This is a genomic window from Streptomyces laculatispora (assembly GCF_017353455.1).
GTDB classification, from domain to species: Bacteria; Actinomycetota; Actinomycetes; order Streptomycetales; family Streptomycetaceae; genus Streptomyces; species Streptomyces laculatispora.
Genome location: NZ_JAFMPZ010000504.1, coordinates 1 through 19,987, shown reverse-complemented (window position 1 = coordinate 19,987; position 19,987 = coordinate 1). Strand labels below are relative to the sequence as shown.

At 70.4% G+C, this 19,987-nt stretch carries 19 protein-coding genes; 9 read left to right on the top strand and 10 right to left on the bottom strand.

The features are described from left to right. Positions 1-51: 51 nt before the first annotated feature. On the bottom strand, positions 52-1,326 hold the full coding sequence (locus J1C73_RS26000) for an ion channel protein (protein ID WP_207318527.1): 1,275 nt from the start codon (positions 1,324-1,326) through the stop codon (positions 52-54). Between the two features lie 136 nt (positions 1,327-1,462). Between J1C73_RS26000 and J1C73_RS25995 the strand changes: the two genes are divergently transcribed. Continuing rightward, positions 1,463-2,221 (top strand): MerR family transcriptional regulator, encoded by a 759-nt coding sequence (locus J1C73_RS25995; RefSeq protein WP_207318526.1) that lies wholly within the window; start codon positions 1,463-1,465, stop codon positions 2,219-2,221. Between the two features lie 46 nt (positions 2,222-2,267). On the opposite strand, the gene J1C73_RS25990 is transcribed toward J1C73_RS25995, so the two are convergent. Then, on the bottom strand, positions 2,268-2,633 hold the full coding sequence (locus J1C73_RS25990) for a YbjQ family protein (protein ID WP_207318525.1): 366 nt from the start codon (positions 2,631-2,633) through the stop codon (positions 2,268-2,270). A gap of 149 nt (positions 2,634-2,782) precedes the next feature. Here J1C73_RS25990 and J1C73_RS25985 point away from each other — a divergent pair, with 149 nt between their 5' ends. Then, entirely contained in the window at positions 2,783-3,478 is a 696-nt protein-coding gene (locus J1C73_RS25985; RefSeq protein WP_207318524.1) for a DedA family protein, read from the top strand. A 72-nt stretch (positions 3,479-3,550) separates the two neighbouring features. Here the strand turns inward: J1C73_RS25985 and J1C73_RS25980 are convergent, their stop codons facing one another. Further along, complete coding sequence (locus J1C73_RS25980; RefSeq protein ID WP_207318523.1) at positions 3,551-5,257, bottom strand: threonine/serine exporter family protein; 1,707 nt, start codon at positions 5,255-5,257, stop codon at positions 3,551-3,553. Between the two features lie 176 nt (positions 5,258-5,433). Next, on the bottom strand, positions 5,434-5,928 hold the full coding sequence (locus J1C73_RS25975; protein WP_123460069.1) for an inorganic diphosphatase: 495 nt from the start codon (positions 5,926-5,928) through the stop codon (positions 5,434-5,436). A gap of 86 nt (positions 5,929-6,014) precedes the next feature. Here J1C73_RS25975 and dacB point away from each other — a divergent pair, with 86 nt between their 5' ends. The 6 genes from dacB (at position 6,015) to folE (ending at position 13,612) form a co-directional block, all read left to right on the top strand. After that, on the top strand, positions 6,015-7,520 hold the full coding sequence (dacB, locus tag J1C73_RS25970) for a D-alanyl-D-alanine carboxypeptidase/D-alanyl-D-alanine endopeptidase (protein ID WP_307797799.1): 1,506 nt from the start codon (positions 6,015-6,017) through the stop codon (positions 7,518-7,520). A gap of 49 nt (positions 7,521-7,569) precedes the next feature. Next, a complete protein-coding gene (locus J1C73_RS25965) occupies positions 7,570-8,703 on the top strand; it encodes an Rv3626c family coenzyme F420 biosynthesis-associated protein (RefSeq protein ID WP_207318521.1) in 1,134 nt (377 codons plus the stop codon). Between the two features lie 201 nt (positions 8,704-8,904). Further along, complete coding sequence (tilS, locus tag J1C73_RS25960; RefSeq protein ID WP_207318520.1) at positions 8,905-9,996, top strand: tRNA lysidine(34) synthetase TilS; 1,092 nt, start codon at positions 8,905-8,907, stop codon at positions 9,994-9,996. 98 nt (positions 9,997-10,094) lie between these two features. Next, a complete protein-coding gene (gene hpt, locus J1C73_RS25955; RefSeq protein ID WP_123462079.1) occupies positions 10,095-10,634 on the top strand; it encodes a hypoxanthine phosphoribosyltransferase in 540 nt (179 codons plus the stop codon). A gap of 197 nt (positions 10,635-10,831) precedes the next feature. After that, a complete protein-coding gene (gene ftsH / locus J1C73_RS25950; RefSeq protein WP_207318519.1) occupies positions 10,832-12,859 on the top strand; it encodes an ATP-dependent zinc metalloprotease FtsH in 2,028 nt (675 codons plus the stop codon). 147 nt (positions 12,860-13,006) lie between these two features. Next, positions 13,007-13,612 carry a GTP cyclohydrolase I FolE gene (gene folE / locus J1C73_RS25945; RefSeq protein WP_207318518.1) on the top strand — a complete coding sequence of 202 codons (606 nt, stop codon included), beginning with the start codon at positions 13,007-13,009 and terminating at the stop codon, positions 13,610-13,612. A 35-nt stretch (positions 13,613-13,647) separates the two neighbouring features. Here the strand turns inward: folE and J1C73_RS25940 are convergent, their stop codons facing one another. From J1C73_RS25940 to J1C73_RS25915, 6 genes are all read right to left on the bottom strand, one after another. Then, complete coding sequence (locus J1C73_RS25940; RefSeq protein WP_123460063.1) at positions 13,648-14,130, bottom strand: DUF3180 domain-containing protein; 483 nt, start codon at positions 14,128-14,130, stop codon at positions 13,648-13,650. Between the two features lie 58 nt (positions 14,131-14,188). Continuing rightward, positions 14,189-14,800 carry a 2-amino-4-hydroxy-6-hydroxymethyldihydropteridine diphosphokinase gene (gene folK / locus J1C73_RS25935; protein ID WP_207318517.1) on the bottom strand — a complete coding sequence of 204 codons (612 nt, stop codon included), beginning with the start codon at positions 14,798-14,800 and terminating at the stop codon, positions 14,189-14,191. Beyond that, the gene (folB, locus tag J1C73_RS25930; RefSeq protein ID WP_024493348.1) at positions 14,797-15,156 is read right to left on the bottom strand and encodes a dihydroneopterin aldolase; all 360 of its coding nucleotides are present in this window, start codon (positions 15,154-15,156) and stop codon (positions 14,797-14,799) included. Before folB ends, folK begins: the two co-directional genes overlap by 4 nt. A gap of 210 nt (positions 15,157-15,366) precedes the next feature. Then, positions 15,367-15,849, bottom strand: coding sequence for a nuclear transport factor 2 family protein (locus tag J1C73_RS25925; RefSeq protein WP_123460061.1), 483 nt, complete (start codon positions 15,847-15,849; stop codon positions 15,367-15,369). Beyond that, positions 15,846-16,706 carry a dihydropteroate synthase gene (gene folP / locus J1C73_RS25920; protein ID WP_443732227.1) on the bottom strand — a complete coding sequence of 287 codons (861 nt, stop codon included), beginning with the start codon at positions 16,704-16,706 and terminating at the stop codon, positions 15,846-15,848. Before folP ends, J1C73_RS25925 begins: the two co-directional genes overlap by 4 nt. A 180-nt stretch (positions 16,707-16,886) precedes the next feature. Next, a complete protein-coding gene (locus J1C73_RS25915; protein WP_207318516.1) occupies positions 16,887-18,728 on the bottom strand; it encodes a phosphatidylglycerol lysyltransferase domain-containing protein in 1,842 nt (613 codons plus the stop codon). Positions 18,729-18,868: 140 nt separating this feature from the next. On the opposite strand from J1C73_RS25915, the gene J1C73_RS25910 reads away from it, so the two are divergent. After that, positions 18,869-19,987 (top strand): alpha/beta hydrolase (locus J1C73_RS25910; RefSeq protein ID WP_207318515.1); only part of this gene is annotated, 1,119 nt, incomplete at its 3' end.

The following is a 19,987-nucleotide window of genomic DNA, read 5'->3' as shown; positions in this document are numbered from 1 at the left end:
TGCGGGTCCGGCGCGCCGGACGGGCCCGGCCGCGGCGCCACCCGCCCGGGTTCACCGCAGCGGCGTACCGTCCTCGCGCAGCTGCATCTGGGGCCGCCCCGTCACCAGCAGCCAGGCCGGCAGCGAGGCGACGCAGAGCAGCGGGAGCAGGGTCATGTCGGAGGCCAGGACCGCGGCCGTGAACAGGCTGAGCCAGCCCTGCCGGGTGATGGCCAGCAGTACTCCGAGCACCCCGCAGGTCACCGCGAGGGACACCGGCACCGCGTCGACGAGTGCGTGGGCGCACAGGCCGAGTGCCACGCCGGAGAAGATGGCCGGGAAGATCCGGCCGCCCCGGAAGCCGCAGGCCGCGGAGACCAGCAGGGCCGCGGCCTTCACCACCGCCATGAGCCCGAATTCGGCGGACGACCAGCCACTCGGGTCTGCGGTGAGCTGCTTCACCTCGTCCAGCCCCTTGAAGAGGGTGAGGTGGCCACCGAGCGCTCCGAGCAGGCCGAGCAGGAGCCCGCCCAGTGTCAGGGCCAGGACCGGGTTCGGCAGGGCGCGGAAGGCCTTGTGCGCGTACGGGAAGGCGTACACCGCCGCCAGCCCCAGCACGGCCCCGGCGGAGGCGATCACGATCGCGGAGAGCAGGTCGCTCCAGTGGGTGTGGGTGTACGCGGGAAGTGACAGGTCGAGGCTGGGGTGGGCGGCCAGGTTCATGGTGAGAGACCCGGCCGCCCCGGCCGCGAGGGGCCCGAAGAGCCGGTCCCAGAGCGCTCCGGGGCCGGGGCGCGAGGCCAGCGTCTCGGTGAGGATCAGCGCGGCGGCGACGGGTGTGCCGAACAGCGCGCCGACGGTGCCCGCCGCGGCGAGCGCGACCCACAGTGCGGCCGGGGCGTCCGGCGCGAACCGGCGCCCCGCCCAGTAGGCCAGCGCGATGTTGGCCGCGGTGATCGGGTTCTCCGGGCCGAGGCTGACTCCGCCCGCCAGCGCCAGGACCGTCACCACCAGCAGCCCCGGCACCACGCCGGGCGCCAGCGGCGCATCGACCAGGCCCATGGTCGCCGGATCGGGTCCGGCCCGGCCGGGCACGGCCCGGATGGCCAGACCGGTCACCAGGCCGATCGCCGTGAGCATCACGATCATCCACAGCGAGGAGTACCGGCCGATCGACAGGGCGTCGGGGAGCGTCTCCCAGAGCACGTCCTGCAACTGGTCCGCGAGCAGGCTGACGCCGAGCAGGACGAGGGCCGAGACCACTCCGACGGCCAGTGAGGGTACGAGGATCGGCAGCAGCCGGCGCGCGGGGGCTGTTTCGGCGGAGACGGCGGAGTCGGTGGACATCGGCTCACCCTAGCGAGACAAAAGACTCATAACCCCCAAAGAGTCGGAATGCGGCGGCATTTCGGGGTTGCGCCTCACGTCACGTCAGGGCGCAGGCTCGGACACGTACTCAGCACACGGAAAGGGGCGCGGAGCCATGGAGCACTCCGTGGGACAGGTCGCCGGATTCGCCGGGGTCACGGTGCGCACCCTGCACCACTACGACGGCATCGGGCTGCTCTCGCCCAGCGGGCGCAGCCACGCGGGCCACCGGCGTTACAACGACGCCGATCTCGACCGGCTCCAGCAGATCCTGTTCTACCGGGAGCTCGGCTTCCCGCTCGACGAGATCGCGGTCCTGCTCGACGACCCGGCCGCGGACCCGCGGGAACACCTGCGCCGCCAGCACGCGCTGCTGTCGGACCGGATCGCCGAACTGCAGCGGATGGCCGCAGCGGTCGAGACAGCCATGGAGGCACGGAAGATGGGCATCGATCTCACGCCCGAGGAGAAGTTCGAGGTCTTCGGCGACAAGGACCCGGAGCGTCATGCGCAGGAGGCCGAGCGGCGCTGGGGCGGCACCAGCACCTACGCCGAGTCGCAGCGCCGGACCGCCCGCTACACCAAGGAGGACTGGCAGCGGATGCAGGCGGAGGTCGCCTCCTGGGGCGAGCGGTACGACGCGCTGATGGCGGCCGGTGAGCCGGCCACCGGCGAGCGCGCGATGGACCTCGCGGAGGAGCACCGGCTCCACATCACGACCTGGTTCTACGACTGCACGACGGAGATCCACCAGGGGCTCGGCGCGATGTATGTCGCGGATCCGCAGTTCAAGGCGTTCTACGAGTCGATGCGGACGGGCCTGGCCGAGCACCTGCGCGACGCGATCGACGCCAACGCGGAGCGTCAGGAGTAGGCGGACGCGTGCTCACGGGGGTGGGGCGCCCCACCCCCGTGACCGCTCACAGCTTGCTGATCACCGCGGCTGTTCCGTACGCGCAGACCTCCGTGCCCACGTCGGCCGCCTCGGACACGTCGAAGCGCATCATCAGCACCGCGTTGGCGCCCCGCGCCCTCGCCTGCTCGACCAGCCGCTCCATGGCCTGGTTGCGGGTCTCGACGAGCGTCTTGGTCAGGCCCTTCAGTTCGCCGCCGATCATGGACTTCAGGCCGGCACCGATCTGGCTGCCCAGATGGCGGGAGCGCACGGTCAGGCCGAACACCTCACCGATGACCTGGGTGACCTGGTGGCCCGGTACGTCATTGGTGGTGACGACCAGCACATCGGCCTGTGCCGTCTGGCCACCGCCGTAATCATCAATGCCCATGGTTGTGGCACCTCCTGGGACCGAGTTTTGCCCCGGTTCGCCCCATGTGCATCTTCGCGAGGGCCAGTGGAACCCGGAGGGGCTCCGTTGCGTTGATAGCTTTGGGCGGCCACGCAGCCGCCATCGACCACATCCTGGAGCCCGGACCCTTGAATACGCTTGCGCTCGGACCGAGCTGGCTGGACCCGGACCATCTCATCGGGCAGTTCGGGCTGATCGGTGTGCTGGTCATCGTCTTCGCCGAGTCCGGGCTGCTGATCGGGTTCTTCCTGCCCGGTGACTCCCTGCTGTTCACCACGGGTCTGCTGGTGACGACGGACAAGCTGCACACCCCGCTGTGGCTGGTCTGCCTCCTGGTCGCGCTGGCCGCGGTCATAGGTGACCAGGTGGGCTATCTCTTCGGCCGCAAGGTCGGCCCGTCGCTCTTCAACCGCCCGGACTCCCGCCTCTTCAAGCAGGAGAACGTCGAGAAGGCCCACGAGTTCTTCGAGAAGTACGGCCCGAAGTCGCTGATCCTGGCCCGCTTCGTGCCCGTCGTGCGGACGTTCACACCGATCATCGCCGGTGTGAGCCGGATGAACTACCGCTCGTTCATCACGTTCAACATCATCGGCGGGGTCCTCTGGGGCGTCGGGGTGACGCTCCTGGGCGCGGTCCTGGGCAAGATCGAGTTCGTGCACAAGAACATCGAGGCGATGCTCATCCTGATCGTCCTGATCTCGGTCGTGCCGATCGGCATCGAGTTCCTGCGGGCCCGCAGCAAGTCGAAGAAGGAAGCGGCCGCAGGAGACGACGAGGGCCAGGACCCGGCCGCCGGGCGCCGTGGCCGTCACGCCAAGCGCTGACGCCCTTCCCGGGCCCGTCCTTCCCGGGCCCTCCCTTCCCGGGTCCGTCCTTCCCAGGCCCTTCTCGCGGCCTCAGAAGCCGCGCGTCCGCTTGGCCGCGCGGCGGTTCGCGCCGCTGACCGCACCCGGCACCCGCATGAACAGCCGGGAGATCTCGCTTCCCAGATTCACCCCGATGGCGATGGCCCCGGCCGTCGCCACCGCGGTCGACAGCGAGGCGAGCCCCCGGTCCAGCTCGTTCTGCGCGATGCCCAGCAGACCGAAGTACGTCGCGGAACCGGGCAGCAGCGGACCGATCGCGGCCGTGATGAACGGCAGCGACGAGGTGTAGCGGTACCGAGAGAACAACTGCCCGAACAGCCCCACCAGACCGGCGGCCACCGCCGTGGCCGCCACCGGCGAGATACCGCCGGTCCGGGCCATCGCCCCGTAGATCACCCAGGCCACACCGCCGTTGAGGGTCACCGCCAGCACCGTGGACCGCTCCTGCTGGAGCAGGATCGCGAAGGCCAGGCTCAGCACCATCGACGCCAGGATCTGGATCACCGGCCGGTCGTGCGAGATGAACCGGGCCTCCGGGTTCAGCTCGGCGCCCAGCTGGAGGCCCCCGTACAGCACCAGCAGCACCCCGGCGACGATGCCGATGAAGAAGTACATGACTTCGAGGAGCCGCGCGGCCGCGGTGATGTAGTAGCCGGTCAGACCGTCCTGCACCCCTGCCACCAGAGCCCGCCCCGGCAGCAGGGCGAACAGCCCACCGGTGATGACCGCCGACGGCCGTACGTCGGACCAGTGGGTGAGGGTGAGCGCCACGCCCATCGCGGCGGGCGGCATCGCCGCCGCGACGAACTGGTAGAACTCCGGAAGCCCGCGCCCGGCGCACAGCCAGGCCAGCCGGTCCCCGAGCATCGCGCCGAGCGCCGCCACCGCGAACACCAGCGCGCCACCGCCGACCAGCACCGATGCCGCGCCGGCCAGTCCGCCGCCGGCCAGCGTCAGCACCCAGCCGGGGTACGGATGCCGGTTCCGCCGGATCTCCGCGAGGCGCCGGTAGGCCTCCTCCAGGGAGACCTCCTCCTCGGTGGTGATGTCGTCGATGAGCCGGAAGACCGCGGCCAGCCGGGTGTAGTCGGTGCCGCGACGGCGTACCGTACGGCTCGCCGTCACCGGGTCGTCGACCAGCGAGGGCTGGTGCGAGATCGACAGCAGCGTGAAGGTGACGGTCGGCTCGCAGCGGTCGAGGCCGTAGCTGCGGGTCACGGCGAACATCGCCGCCTCGACGTCCTCGGCGCCCTCGCCGCCCGCCAGCAGCAGTTCCCCGATACGCAGCGTCAGGTCGAGCACGCGCGGCACCGCGGGACCCGCGTCGTCGGGCTTCTGGACGGGCTCCGGCGCCGGGCGCTCGGCGACCGGCATCCGCAGCATCGTGCGCATCCGGTCCTGCCAGGGGGCTTCCTTGGTCAGCCGGACCATCGGAATGCCGTGCGCGGGCGTGAAGGCGGGCGAGTCCCGGGCGCTGTAGGTGCGCGGCGGGGCGAAGGCCGAGCCGATCGTGTCCGATCCCGAGGCCGCTCCGGAACCGGAAGCGGAACCTGTTCCCGAGGCGGATCCCGAACCCTGCGGCTCAGGCGTCAGACCGGACGGAAGGGCGAATTCCGACGTCGGGTGGTCCTCCTCGGACGGCGGCGGCTTCCCCACCCCGGCGGGTTGGGAGAATGCGCTGCGTGCCTCGTCGGACTGGGGCTTCTGGTCCTCAGGACCGCCCGGCTCCGCCACCACTGACCTCACTCACCATCGGCTGCGCGTCTTCGGTAGCGCTCCTGCCCAGTATGGCCGCGGAGATGGGCGCACACACGAAACGGGCGGCACACCGGTGAAGGTGTGCCGCCCGTCGCGTGCACAGAGCCATAAACGGAACCGCGAGGGGAACCGTGGACGGAACCGCTGGCGGAACGTCAGTGAGCGCCGCCCTGCGCCTCGAGGCGCTTGTACGAGTTCTCGATCTCGGCCTCGGCCTCGGCGCGCCCGACCCAGTCGGCGCCCTCGACGGACTTGCCGGGCTCCAGGTCCTTGTAGACCTCGAAGAAGTGCTGGATCTCCAGGCGGTCGAACTCCGACACGTGGTGGATGTCGCGCAGGTGCTCCACCCGGGGGTCGGAGGCCGGTACGCACAGCAGCTTGTCGTCGCCGCCGGCCTCGTCGGTCATCCGGAACATGCCGATCGCGCGGCACTTGATGAGGCAGCCGGGGAAGGTCGGCTCCTCCAGGATGACCAGCGCGTCCAGCGGGTCGCCGTCCTCGCCGAGGGTGTTCTCGACGAAACCGTAGTCCGCCGGGTAGCTGGTCGAGGTGAAGAGTCGACGGTCCAGGCGGATCCGACCGGTCTCGTGGTCCACCTCGTACTTGTTCCGCGAACCCTTCGGGATCTCGATAACGACGTCGAACTCCACGGGTGGCTCCTCCATGATCAACACATACGACTGATGGTTAAGTGTCCCCCACGGAGATGTGTGCTCGCGAAAGGGGCTGGTCAACGGTGGCAGAGCCAGTGAAAAGACCGTCGATCAATCCGTTCGGCAAGCTCAGCAGGGCGGCCCTGACGGACCACCTCGACCTGCGGAACGGGCTGAGCGACTGGCAGTTCACGGCCGTCTGTGCCGTTCTCGGCCTGACGCTCGCAGCCGGCGCCGTCCTTGCCGCCGGTCCCTGGGACTCGGGTCAGCGTAAGGCCGAGCAGGACTGGGCGGCCGCCCGGGCCCGTACAGGTGGCGCACATCACGACCCCGACGCACCCGGCGGACCGGCCCCCGCCCCCAGCGCCCCGGCCGTGCTGGCGGCGCTGGGCACCGCCGCCAACCGTTCCGCGCCGGAAGCCCCCGATGCCCCGGACGGCGAAGCGGCCGGACTCCGCGCCGTACTGGGCCCGCTGCTGAAGGACCCCGCGCTCGGACCCCGGCCCAGCGCCGTCGTCATCGACACCGCCACCGGCGAGCGGCTGTACGGGAAGGGGGCCGACACCCCCATGACACCGGCCTCCACGGTCAAGATCGCCACCACGGTCGCGGCCCTGACCGCGCTCGGCCCCGACCACCGCATCGCCACCACCGTCCGGGTCTCCGCCGACTCCCGCACCGTGACCCTGGTCGGCGGCGGCGACCCCACCCTGGACCGGGCGGCCCTGCGCGCCCTGGCCGCCGACACCGCACGCGCGCTGAAGGACGCCGGGGCCCACGAGGTCCGGCTCCGGTACGACGCCTCCGGCTACTCCGGGCCCGCGCACCACCCGATCGGCCCCAACGAGAACATCGCCCCGCTGAGCGCGCTGATGGTCAATGAGGGGCGCCTCGACGACACCGCGAGCGGACCCGCCCCGCGCAGCGAGGACCCCGCCCGGGATGCCGCCGACGCCTTCGGCGGACTGCTGCGCGAGGCCGGGATCGACACCGGGTCCGGACCCGGGGCAGGTCGGGCGGCCGCGAAGTCCAGGGCCGTCGCCAGGCACCTCTCCGTCCCGCTGTCCGGCCTCGTCGAGCGGGCGCTGACCAACAGCGACAACGACATCGCCGAGGCACTCGCCCGGCAGACCGCGCTGGCCGCTGGCGAACCGGCGGACTTCGACGGCGGCCGACGGGCCGTCACCGCCCAGCTGAAGAAGCTGAAACTGCCGCTGAAGGGCGTGAACTTCGCCGACGGCAGCGGACTGAACCGCCAGGACAAGGTCACCGCCGCACTGCTCGCCGGTCTGCTCGCCCGTACGGCCGATCCGGACCACCCCGAACTGCGCTCCGTCCTCAGCGGGCTCCCGGTGGCCGGTTTCAGCGGCACGCTGAGCGGCCGCTACACGACGAAGTCCGGCGGCACCGGCCTGATCCGCGCCAAGACCGGCACGCTCACCGGCGTCAACACCCTCTGCGGAACGGTCGTCGACGCACACGGCCGGCTGCTCGCGTTCGCCTTCCTGGCATCGGACACCACCGACCCGTCCGGCGCCCAGTCCGGCCTCGACTCGCTCGCGACCGCGTTGGCCGCCGGTAAGAGCTGAGCCGGTCAACACCTCACCGCATCAAGGGCCGAGCACGTACGGTTGACGCATGACGAGCATCGGTGGTGCGGGGATGGTCGACTGGAATCTCGCGGTTGCGACCGCGACCCGACTTGTGCGGCCGGGGCCCGAGATCAGCCGCGAGGAGGCCCGCGAGGTCGTCGCAGAGCTGCGCAGGCATGCCAAGGCCGCGGAGGAACACGTCCGTGCCTTCACCCGGATGATCCCGGAGGGGACCGAACCGGAGGACACCCCGGTCCTGGTCGTCGACCGGACCGGCTGGATCAAGGCGAACGTGGCGGGCTTCCGCGAGCTGCTGCGCCCCCTCCTGGAGAAGATGGAGGAACGGCGCGGCGGCGGCACGGGCGGCGCCGTGATCGGCGCGGTCGGCTCCAAGGTGACCGGGGTGGAGATGGGGATGCTGCTGTCGTTCCTGGCCTCCCGGGTCCTCGGCCAGTACGAGACGTTCGCCCCCGCCACCCGTGACCTCCCCGCCTCGGCCGACGGCGGCGGCAGGCTCCTGCTGGTCGCGCCGAACATCGTCCACGTCGAACGGGAGCTGGAGGTCGACCCGCACGACTTCCGCCTCTGGGTCGCCCTCCACGAGGAGACCCACCGCACCCAGTTCACCGCGGTGCCCTGGCTCCGCGACCATCTGCAGGGCGAGATCCAGTCATTCCTCGACGAGACCGACGTCGACCCGATGACGGTGCTGGAACGGCTCCGCGAGGCCGCCCAGTCGCTGGCCGGGGGCCGGCCCGAGGGCGAGGAGGGCGAGGACGGCGGGCGCAGCCTCGTCGAGGTCGTGCAGACCCCCGCCCAGCGCGAGATCCTCGGCAGGCTCACCGCGGTGATGTCCCTGCTGGAGGGGCACGCGGACTACGTGATGGACGGCGTCGGCCCCGAGGTGGTGTCCTCCGTCGGCGAGATCCGGGAGAAGTTCCAGCAGCGCAGGGCGCGCGGCGCGAGCCGGCTCGATCAGGCGCTGCGCAAGCTCCTGGGCCTCGACGCCAAGCTGCGCCAGTACCAGGAGGGCGAGCGGTTCGTGCGCGCCGTGGTCGACGAGGTCGGCATGGACGGCTTCAACCGGGTCTGGACCTCGCCCAACACCCTTCCGACCAAGGCGGAGATCGCCAAGCCGGAGGACTGGATCGCGAGGGTGCACCGTAGGGCAGAGTCATGATCACGGCGCGAACAGGGGCTCGTAGTCACAGGCGAACGCGCCGGTAATCACCCATCCGAGGGACCGTAGGGGCATGGGAAGGCGTGCAATGCTCGATGGACCGCATTGCTCTGTCACCATCGACGCACTCTGAGTGACGGCACTCTTTCCTGTCCCGGCACTCCGAGGCACCTCTCCGAAACTTCACGAAGGGCACCGGACATGGGTCCCCATCCTGCGGTCGCGGCGATACGCCTGGCGGTCCGCCGCGTACTCCACGACGTACTCACCGACTTCACCGAACAGACCGAACGCGCTCCGCACGCCGGACGCGCCCCGCACCCCGAGCTCGCGGAAGCCGGCGCCGGCAGGCGGCGCGCCGCACTCCCCGAACGCCCCGATACCCCGCTGGTGCTGGTGGCATGCTCCGGTGGCGCCGATTCCATGGCACTCGCCTCCGCCCTCGCCTTCGAGGCCCGCAAACTCGCCGTCCGGGCCGGCGGGATCACCGTCGACCACGGCCTCCAGGATGGCTCCGACACCCGGGCCACCGAGGTCGTCGGCCGTCTCGCCGCCATGGACCTCGACCCGGTCGAGGCCGTCGCGGTGCGGGTCGGCCACGGCGGCGGGCCCGAGGCCGCCGCCCGTGACGCCCGCTACGCCGCACTGGACGCGGCGGCCGAACGCCACGGCGCCGCCGCCGTCCTGCTCGGCCACACCCGCGACGACCAGGCGGAGACGGTGCTGCTGGGCCTCGCCCGCGGCTCCGGCATCCGCTCCCTCTCCGGCATGGCCGCCGCGTCCGGCCCGGCCGGCCGCTACCGCCGCCCCTTCCTCCAGCTCGACCGGCAGACCGCCCGCAAGGCCTGTCTGGTCCAGTCCCTGACGGTCTGGGACGACCCGCACAACATCGACCCCGCCTACACCCGCTCCCGGCTGCGTCACGAGGGCCTGCCCGCCCTGGAGAAGGCGCTGGGCAAAGGAGTCGTCGAGGCCCTGGCCCGTACGGCGCAGCTCTCCCGTGACGACGCCGACGCCCTGGACACCTGGGCCGCCGAGGCCGAGCGTGACGTACGCGACGACGCGGGCCGGCTGGAGTGCGCCAAGCTCTGTGTTCTGCCGCCCGCCGTCCGCCGCCGGGTACTGCGCCGGGCGGCCATAGAGGCGGGCTCCCCGGCCGGTTCCCTGTTCGCCCGGCACATCGAGGAAGTCGACCGTCTCATCACCGGATGGCGCGGCCAGCAGGCCATCAACCTCCCCGGCCGCGTCGAAGCCCTGCGCCAGGGTGGCAGACTGGTGATTCGGCAGAGCTGACGCACAAGCGGCTGACATGCAGGCGAGCGGCCGCGCAGGTCCGGGACACCACCCGGACCCGGCAGGCAAAGAAAGAGACGCGGGTGAACGAGAAGGACATGGGCACCGACCTTCAGTCGGTGCTCCTCACCAAGGAAGAGATCGACGCGAAGCTCGTCGAGCTGGCCGCGAAGATCGACGCGGAGTACGCGGGCAGGGACCTGCTCCTCGTCGGTGTCCTCAAGGGCGCGGTGATGGTCATGGCGGACCTGGCGCGCGCCCTGTCCACCCCCGTCACCATGGACTGGATGGCCGTCTCCTCGTACGGTGCGGGCACCCAGTCCTCCGGTGTCGTCCGGATCCTCAAGGACCTGGACACCGACATCAAGGGCAAGCACGTCCTGATCGTCGAGGACATCATCGACTCGGGTCTGACCCTGTCCTGGCTGATGTCGAACCTGGGCTCGCGCGAGCCCGCCTCGCTGGAGATCTGCACCCTGCTGCGCAAGCCCGACGCGGCGAAGGTCGCGCTCGACTGCAAGTGGGTCGGCTTCGACATCCCCAACGAGTTCGTCGTCGGCTATGGGCTGGACTACGCGGAGAAGTACCGCAACCTCCCCTTCGTCGGCACCCTCGCCCCGCACGTCTACGGCGGCTGACCACGACGCGGCGCAACCCGCGCCGACTCCGGGGAACCCTCACGGATTTCCCGCCGTTGAGCCTTCGAAGGCAGGTTTGACAGACGTCCCCGGCGGTCGTCGGTGACAATGCTGGGGTACCGTCCGAAGAACAGTCTTTACTCACACGCAGCATTTACCTACGGGCAGGAGGGACGGGGCGACTTCGCTCCGTATGGATGGACGTGAAGCGATACTTCCGTGGGCCGGTCATGTGGATCGTGCTGGCCGTCCTCGCCGTGGTCGTGTTGATGCAGGTCGTCGGCTCGTCCGGCGGCTACAAGACGGTGGACACCGGCAAGGTGATCCAGGCGATCAGTAAGAACCAGGTGGAGCAGGCCAAGCTCACCACCGGTGACGATCAAATCCTCAAGATTGAGCTGAAGAACGGCCAGAAACTCTCCGGCGAGTCCGGCAGCAAGTTCCAGGCGAGCTACATCGGCAACCAGGGCGTCGAGCTGGCCGACACGCTGCAGAAGAAGTTCGAGAGCGGTGACATCGGGAAGGGTTACACCGTCTCGCCGTCGAAGCAGTCCCCGTTCGTCTCGATCCTCTTCTCGCTGCTGCCCTTCGTTCTCATCGTGGTCGTCTTCCTGTTTCTGATGAACCAGATGCAGGGTGGCGGCTCCAAGGTCATGCAGTTCGGCAAGTCCAAGGCCAAGCTGATCACCAAGGACACCCCGAAGACGACCTTCGCCGATGTGGCGGGCTCGGACGAGGCGGTCGAGGAGCTCTACGAGATCAAGGAGTTCCTCCAGGAGCCGGCGAAGTTCCAGGCCGTCGGCGCCAAGATCCCCAAGGGTGTCCTGCTGTACGGGCCTCCCGGTACCGGCAAGACGCTGCTCGCACGCGCCGTCGCCGGCGAGGCGGGCGTCCCGTTCTACTCGATCTCCGGTTCCGACTTCGTCGAGATGTTCGTCGGTGTCGGTGCCTCCCGGGTGCGTGACCTCTTCGAGCAGGCCAAGGCGAACGCTCCGGCGATCGTCTTCGTCGACGAGATCGACGCCGTCGGCCGGCACCGCGGTGCCGGTATGGGCGGCGGTCACGACGAGCGCGAGCAGACGCTGAACCAGCTGCTCGTCGAGATGGACGGCTTCGACGTGAAGGGCGGCGTCATCCTGATCGCCGCCACGAACCGGCCGGACATCCTCGACCCGGCGCTGCTGCGCCCGGGCCGCTTCGACCGGCAGATCGCGGTCGACCGGCCGGACATGATCGGCCGGCTGGAGATCCTCAAGGTCCACCAGAAGGGCAAGCCGGTCGCACCGGACGTCGATCTCGGCGCCGTTGCCCGTCGTACGCCCGGCTTCACCGGTGCCGACCTGTCGAACGTGCTGAACGAAGCGGCGCTCCTCACGGCGCGCAGCAACAAGAAGCTGATCGACAACAGCATGCTCGACGAGGCCATCGACCGCGTCGTGGCGGGTCCGCAGAAGCGGACCCGGATCATGTCCGAGAAGGAGAAGAAGATCACCGCGTACCACGAGGGCGGACACGCCCTGGTCGCGGCGGCCTCACCTCAGTCGGACCCGGTCCACAAGATCACGATCCTCTCCCGCGGCCGCGCCCTCGGTTACACGATGGTGCTCCCGGAGGAGGACAAGTACTCCACGACGCGCAACGAGATGCTCGACCAGCTGGCATACATGCTGGGCGGGCGCGCGGCCGAGGAGCTGGTCTTCCACGATCCGACCACCGGCGCTGCGAACGACATCGAGAAGGCCACGGCAACGGCCCGCGCGATGGTCACGCAGTACGGCATGACGGAGCGGCTCGGTGCGATCAAGTTCGGTGGCGACAACACCGAACCCTTCGTGGGCCGCGAGATGGGCCATCAGCGCGACTACTCGGAAGAGGTCGCCGCGCTGGTCGACGAAGAGGTCAAGAAGCTCATCGAGAGCGCGCACAACGACGCGTGGGAGATCCTGGTCGAGAACCGCGACGTTCTTGACGCACTGGTTCTCCAGCTCCTTGAGAAGGAGACCCTCGGCAAGGCGGAGATCGCCGAGATCTTCGCTCCGATCGTCAAGCGTCCGGCGCGTCCGGCGTGGACCGGCTCCGCCCGGCGCACGCCGTCCACCCGGCCGCCGGTGCTCTCCCCGAAGGAGCTCGCCCTCACCAACGGCGCCACCACGGCGAACGGTTCGTCGGTCGCGGACGTTGTCCCGGCCACCGAGTCGATCCCCGAGGAGCGACCCGAGAGCTAGATACCGGACCGTGCGATCCCCGTCACAGGGGCTCGACCAGGCCCGGAATGGAAGCCGCGCCCTCCAGGTTTTAGCCTGTGGGGGCGCGGCTTTCGTATATCTGCGCGGATGTCCACGCAGCTGACAGTTCAGAGGAACGAGGCACAGATGACCGACCCGGTGACGCTGGACGGCCAGGATTCGATCGGCGAGTTCGACGAGAAGCGGGCCGCGGCCGCCGTACGTGAGCTCCTCTTCGCCGTGGGCGAGGACCCGGACCGGGAAGGGCTGCGGGAGACCCCGGGGCGGGTGGCGCGGGCGTACAAGGAGATATTCGCGGGGCTGTACCAGACGCCCGAGGACGTCCTGACGACCACGTTCGACCTCGGCCACGACGAGATGGTGCTGGTCAAGGACATCGAGGTGTTCAGCACCTGTGAACACCACCTGGTGCCGTTCCACGGGGTGGCCCACGTCGGGTACATCCCGGCGACCAGCGGCAAGATCACCGGTCTGTCGAAGCTGGCCCGGCTGGTGGACGTCTACGCCCGGCGGCCGCAGGTCCAGGAGCGGCTCACCACCCAGATCGCCGACTCGCTGATGAAGATCCTGGAGCCGCGCGGCGTCGTCGTCGTCGTGGAGTGCGAGCACATGTGCATGTCGATGCGCGGTATCCGCAAGCCCGGTGCGAAGACGCTGACCTCGGCGGTACGCGGCCAGCTCCGTGACCCCGCGACGCGTGCCGAGGCCATGAGCCTGATCATGGCGCGCTGACCCCGGCGGATCCTGGGAACGCGGCGGTGGGTGGGCTAGGCCCCCGCCGCGTTCTTGTTGTCGTCCTCGTCGTCCGGGAGCTTGCAGACGCGCTCCAGGAACAGGGCCGCCGCGATGACCGCGATGCCGGCCAGGACCGCGAAGCCGGCGTAGATCGCCTGGTCGCGGCGGGCCGGCATGTCGAGGGAGCCGAGCAGGAAGACGCCCGTGCCGCCGTACATCCCCGAGACCAGGGCGACGACGAGGGCGCTGGCCTGGCCGAAGACCACGGCGCGGGCCGCCATCAGCGGTTCGACGCCCTTCGCACCCGGCCGGCGCTCACGCTGGGCGCGCAGCCGGGAGCGGATGGAGAGCGCCGTCGCCAGCAGGACGACGGCGATCACGGCGAGCACGATGGGCGCGGCCAGCGGCACGCTCGGCAGGGTGCCGAGGGCGTCCCAGAGGCGGGCGCCGCCCCAGGACAGCACCCCCGCGCCGACGAAGAGGCCGGCCAGTACTCCGAGCCGTAGTTGCTTCACCGGGTGAGCCGCCCTTCGCCGCCTGTGATCCGTCCCGCTGTTCCTGTGAGCCTAACGACTACTCGGGCAGCCGGAGTTCCAGGTCGGCCCGGGGCAGTACGCTGCCGCGGCCGACACCGGCCAGCAGATCGGCCACCGGGCCGACGCCGGGCAGTTGGGCCGCGGGATCCACGTCGTGCCACGGGGCGAGGACGAAGGCGCGCTCGCGGGCCCGCGGGTGCGGGAGGGTGAGCACCGGGTCGTCGGAGACCAGGTCGGCGTACGCGACGATGTCGACGTCGATCGTGCGCGGACCCCACCGTTCCTCCCGGACCCGGTCGAAGGCCTCCTCGATGGCCTGGCCGCGCTCCAGCAGGGAGGACGGGGGCAGCGTCGTCTTCACGACGACCACCGCGTTGAAGTACGACGGCTGGGAGCCGGCCTCGACGCCCCACGGCTCCGTCTCGTACACCGGGGAGACCGCCTTGACCCGGAGGCCGGGGGTGTCCTCCAGGGCGTCGATGGCACCCTGCAGGGTCTCCAGGCGGTTGCCGAGATTGGAGCCCAGGGAGATCACGGCGCGTTTGGGGTTGGAGAGGGTGATGTCCGCGGCGTCCACCTGCTCGACCACGGAGGCGGGAACCGGCTGTACGGTCGGGTCGCTCTGCCCCTCGGTAGAAAATGCAGTCATGCTCGGCTCCGGGTGATGGTGATGGTGACGTCGTCGAAGGGAACGGTGATGGGCGCATCCGGCTTGTGCACCACGACCTCCACCTCCTCGACGCCTTCGTGCTTGAGGCACTGCTGGGCGATGCGCTCCGCGAGCGTCTCGATCAGATCGACCGGTTCGCCCTTGACGACGTCGACGACCTCCTCCGCGACCACGCCGTAGTGCACGGTCTTCGTCAGGTCGTCGGCGGCTGCCGCGGGACGGGTGTCGAGGCCGAGCACCAGGTCCACGATGAACGTCTGTCCCTCTTCCCGTTCCCGGGGAAAGACGCCATGGTGCCCACGGGCCTTGAGGCCGCGCAGCGCGACACGATCCACGCGAATCACTCCTGCTGTTGTTGGTCGTAGGGGCACGGGCCGCGTGCGGGCGGCGTCCTGCCCTCATTGGAATCTACCTGCGAGCACCGACAGCACTCGCCCGTGGGGGCCGCGGGGGACCGCACGGGGCTGGTAGCCGCTGATACCCGGATGCGCCTGATTCCAATCCCCGGGAGCTGCTTTTCGAGTCTCCACCGGGCTTGTACCCATTCAGGTGGGGGACTCTTCGTCCTCTTCCTCACCGGTTTCGGCCAGAACGGGCGAACCGTGGTGGGACCAGAGCTTCCAGCCGTCCGGAGTGCGCCGGAACACATTGGTGGCGACCACCAGTTGCCCCACGAGCGGCCCCAGTGAGCTGCCCTCCTCGGCCGGACCGCCGCTGAGGATGTTCTCGGTACAGGTGACCAGGGCGGTGTCGCCCGTCATGGAGACCCCGACGTCGGTCAGGAAGAACTGGATGTACTCGGTGTTCGCCATGATCAGGGCGTAACTGCGCAGCACCTCGCCGCGGCCGGTGAGCACCGGCCAGCCGGGGTGGACGCAGGAGACGGTGAGGTCCTCGCCGGGCAGCCAGAGGGCGGTGAGCTCGTCGAGGTCCCCGCGCTCCATCGCCTCGTAGAAGGCGGTGTTCGCCTGCTCGACCGCCTCGATGTCGGCGGCCGCGTCCGCGTGCTCGTCCCGCGACTCGTTCACGCGGCTCCCTCGACGGCGCGGGCGACGCGTACGGCGTCGGCGGTGGCCCGTACCTCGTGGACCCGGACGGCCCAGGCACCGGCGCGGGCGGAGAGCGCGGAGATCGCGGCGGTGGCCGCGTCGCGTTCGCGGGCGGGCGGCGGGGCGGCGCCCGCTCCGGCCAGTACGTGGCCCAGGAACCGCTTCCGGGAGGCGGCGACCAGCAGCGGGCGGCCCAGGTCGTGCAGCGCGTCCAGGCGGGCGATGAGCGAGAGGTCGTGGCCGGCGTCCTTGGCGAAGCCGAGACCGGGGTCGATCACGATCCGTTCGGCCGCGACACCGCCGGCGACCACGGCGTCCAACCGGACCCGCAGCTCCTCGACGACCTCGGCGACGACGTCCCCGTAGACCGCCCGGCTGTTCATGGACTCGCTGAAGCCGCGCCAGTGCATGACGACGAAGGGCACCGCGGCGGCGGCGACGACCGGGACCATGTCCGGGTCGGCGAGGCCGCCGCTCACGTCGTTGACGAGGACCGCTCCGGCGTCGACGGCCTGCTCGGCGACCCGGGCCCGCATGGTGTCCACGGAGACCGTGACCCCTTCCGAGACCAGACCCCGGACCACCGGGACCACCCGGCGCAGCTCCTCGGACTCGTCCACCCGGCTGGCGCCGGGGCGGGTCGACTCACCGCCGACATCGACGAGGTCGGCGCCCTCGCCGACCAGGTCGAGACCATGTTTGACGGCCGTCGTGGTGTCGAACCAGCGGCCCCCGTCGGAGAAGGAGTCGGGGGTCACATTGACGACACCCATGACCGCGCAGCGGTCCCACTCCGGCAGGCCCTGGACCGTGCCTCGTCCACGCAACGTACTCATACGCCCAGCCTAGAGCCTGTCCGGAGGGTCAGGGCCGGGGTCGCGGCGCCCGGCACGGCACCCCGCGGCGTTACCGGAACGCCCCGACAGCTCCTTTGCCGGGCTCTCGAATTCGTTCGAGCGGGGCGGGCCCCGTCCCAGGACGCTCCGGCGCCTCGCCGCGCCCCGTCCGGCGGCCTCTCACGCCGCGTGGGCGCTGTGCTCCCCGGCGGTCGCCGGCGCGTGCGCGCACGGACGCCGTCCGCTCTGCGGCAGCCTGCGGGCCAGCGGACGGGGGAGCGCGAAGTTGACGAACCCCTCGGCCTGCATGGCCGCCAGTGAGATCCGGGGCAGATCGCGGGCGGTGCGGTAGACCACGAAACGTGGCTCCCAGCGTGGCCGGAACTTGGCGTTGAACTTGTACAGCGACTCGATCTGGAACCAGCGCGACAGAAAGATCAGCAGGCCGCGCCAGATCCGCAGCACCGGTCCGGCGCCCAGCTTCTCGCCGCGGGCCAGCGCGGAGCGGAACATCGCGAAGTTCAGCGAGACGCGGGTGATGCCGAGCCGCGGCGCGGCCTGGAGGGAGGCGACGATCAGCAGCTCGTTCATCCCGGGGTCGGCGGCGCGGTCGCGGCGCATGAGGTCCAGGGACATCCCGTCGGTGCCCCACGGGACGAAGTGGAGCACGGCCTTCAGATCGCCGTACGGGGATTCGGCGCTCTGTTCGTCGACCTTGTGGGCGGTGGCGATGAAGCAGTCCCCGTCGGCGCCGTCGCCGATCCGGCCGAGCGCCATGGAGAAGCCGCGCTCGTTGTCGGTGCCGCGCCAGTCGGCCGCGGCCCGCCGGATGCGGGCCAGTTCGGCCTCGCCGATGTCGGCCACGCGCCGGACCCGGGTCTCGTACCCGCCGCGCTCAATGCGCTTCACCATCTGGCGTACGTTGCGCATCGCACGTCCGGCGAGGGAGAAATCCGCGACATCCACCACCGCCTCGTCGCCGAGTTCCAGGGCGTCGAGGCCGGTCTCGCGGGTCCAGACCTCGCCGCCGGTCTCGCTGCAGCCCATCACGGCGGGCGTCCAGGAGTGGGCCCTGGCCTCGTCCATGAACCGTTCGATGGCGCCCGGCCACGCCTCCACGTCGCCGATCGGGTCGCCGCTGGCCAGCATCACCCCGGACACCACCCGGTAGCAGACGGCGGCCTTGCCGCTGGGGGAGAACACCACGCCCTTGTCGCGGCGGAGCGCGAAGTGGCCGAGCGAGTCACGGCGGCCGTGCCGCTCCAGCAGCGCGCGCAGCCGGACCTCGTCGTCCTCGGTGAGGCGGGCGGCAGGATGTTCGGGGCGGAACGCGAGGTAGATGGTGGTGACGGCGGTCAGCAGGCCGAGCGCACCGAGCGAGTACCCCACGGTCCAGGAGGTGACACCGGCGTACTCGACCGGGCCTTCGAAGCCGAACAGGCCGTACAGCACGTGCTGGAGCCGGTCGGCAATGCTGGGGTTCCCGACCAGCCGGCCGGGGTGGACGCTGACGATGACCAGGCCGAGGCCGAGCGAACCCGCGCCGAGGAGGACGAAGTTGGCCAGCGCCCTCCAGCGGCTGCGCGGGTCGGGGAGCGCGGCGAATTCACTACGATGGCGTACCAGCAGACAGCACAGCGCCAGTGAGACGACCGCGCCCAGCAGCGAGTGCCGGTAGAGGAACTGGGACAGCGCACCGGCCGGGAGCAGCACGACGGCCGCCCGCCAGGCCCGTCGCTTGTGCCGCTTGAGGCCGTGGGCCAGGAGCAGCAGCAGGACGCCGGCGCTCAGCGAGAGCGCGGCGGCGAAGGGGCCGAGGGCGCCGGGGAGGATTTCGGCGAGGGTGTGCATCCGGCTGTGGCGGAAGCGCGGGAAGACCCCGGAGGCGACGTCGATCAGGCCGACTACGGTGCAGGCGGTGCCGACGAGCACCGGTACGGTTTCTGGTCGCGGTCCGCGCACGAACTTGCGTGCGCTATTCGGAACCGATCCCGATTTATCCCCATCTAGCGTGACAGACATGGTTTCCCGTGGTTCCGCGAGAGATTCTTGGAGTCCGCCGGCCGGAGCCCTGCGGACGATGTGCGACCTCTAGGACGAGCCTTCCGGGCTGTGGGTTCACCCGTATCCCGGAAATTTCCTGACAAGAAAGTTCAACCGCCATGGGCCTTACCGGCAAGGCAGTGCTGATCCTGGCGATCGCGCTCGCCGTCGTGCTGTTCGCCGTCACGATCTGGCTCTGGCCGCGGTTCGCCCGGCGCAGTGTGCCCATGGTGTTCGGCAGGGTCGGCCTGCTGCTGGCGACCCAGGTGGCGGTCTTCGCCTCGGTCGGCCTGCTGGCCAACAACTCGTTCCTCTTCTACGGCTCCTGGGCGGACCTGTTCGGCCAGAAGCAGGAACTGGGCGTGGTCACCGACCGTGCCTCCGGGACCCTGGCCGCGAAGAACATCGTCCGGGTGGGGACACAGCGGCCCGATGTGCCGGGCGGATCACTGCCCACCAGGGGCGGCCGGATCGACAAGGTCGTGATCGCGGGGCGGCACTCCAAGATCGAGAGCTCGGCGTACGTGTATCTGCCGCCGGAGTACTTCCAGGAGGCGTACGCCCGGCGGAAATTCCCCGCCGTCGTGGTGCTCACGGGCTACCCGGGCACTTCGGAGAACCTCCTCAAGGGGCTGCGGTACCCGCGCACGGCACTCGATCAGGTGAAGGCGGGGCGGTCGCAGCCGATGATCCTGGTGATGCTGCGGCCGACGCTGGCGCCGCCGCGGGACACCGAGTGCGTGGACATAAAGGGTGGTCCGCAGACCGAGACGTTCTTCGCGCAGGACCTGCCGCGGGCCATCTCGGCCGCCTACCGGGTCGGCAATCGGGCCCGCAACTGGGGCCTCATCGGCAACTCGACCGGCGGCTACTGCGCCCTGAAGATCGGGCTGCACCACCCGGGCCGGTTCACGGCGAGCGCGGGGCTCTCCGCCTACTACAGGGCGGCCGAGGACCCGACGACCGGTGACCTCTTCCACGGTGACCAGCGGGCACGCGACCACGCCGACCTGCTGTGGACCCTGGACCACCGGCCGATGCCCGACTCGTCCTTCCTGGTGACGACGTCCCGCCACGGCGAGGCGAACTACGCCGACACGCGGAAGTTCCTGGCCAAGGTGAGGTCGCCCGCGCAGGCCTCGTCGATCGTGCTCGGCAGCGGCGGGCACAACTTCAACACCTGGCGCCGGGAGATTCCCGCCGCCCTGGAGTGGATGAGCAGCCGACTCAGCGAGAAC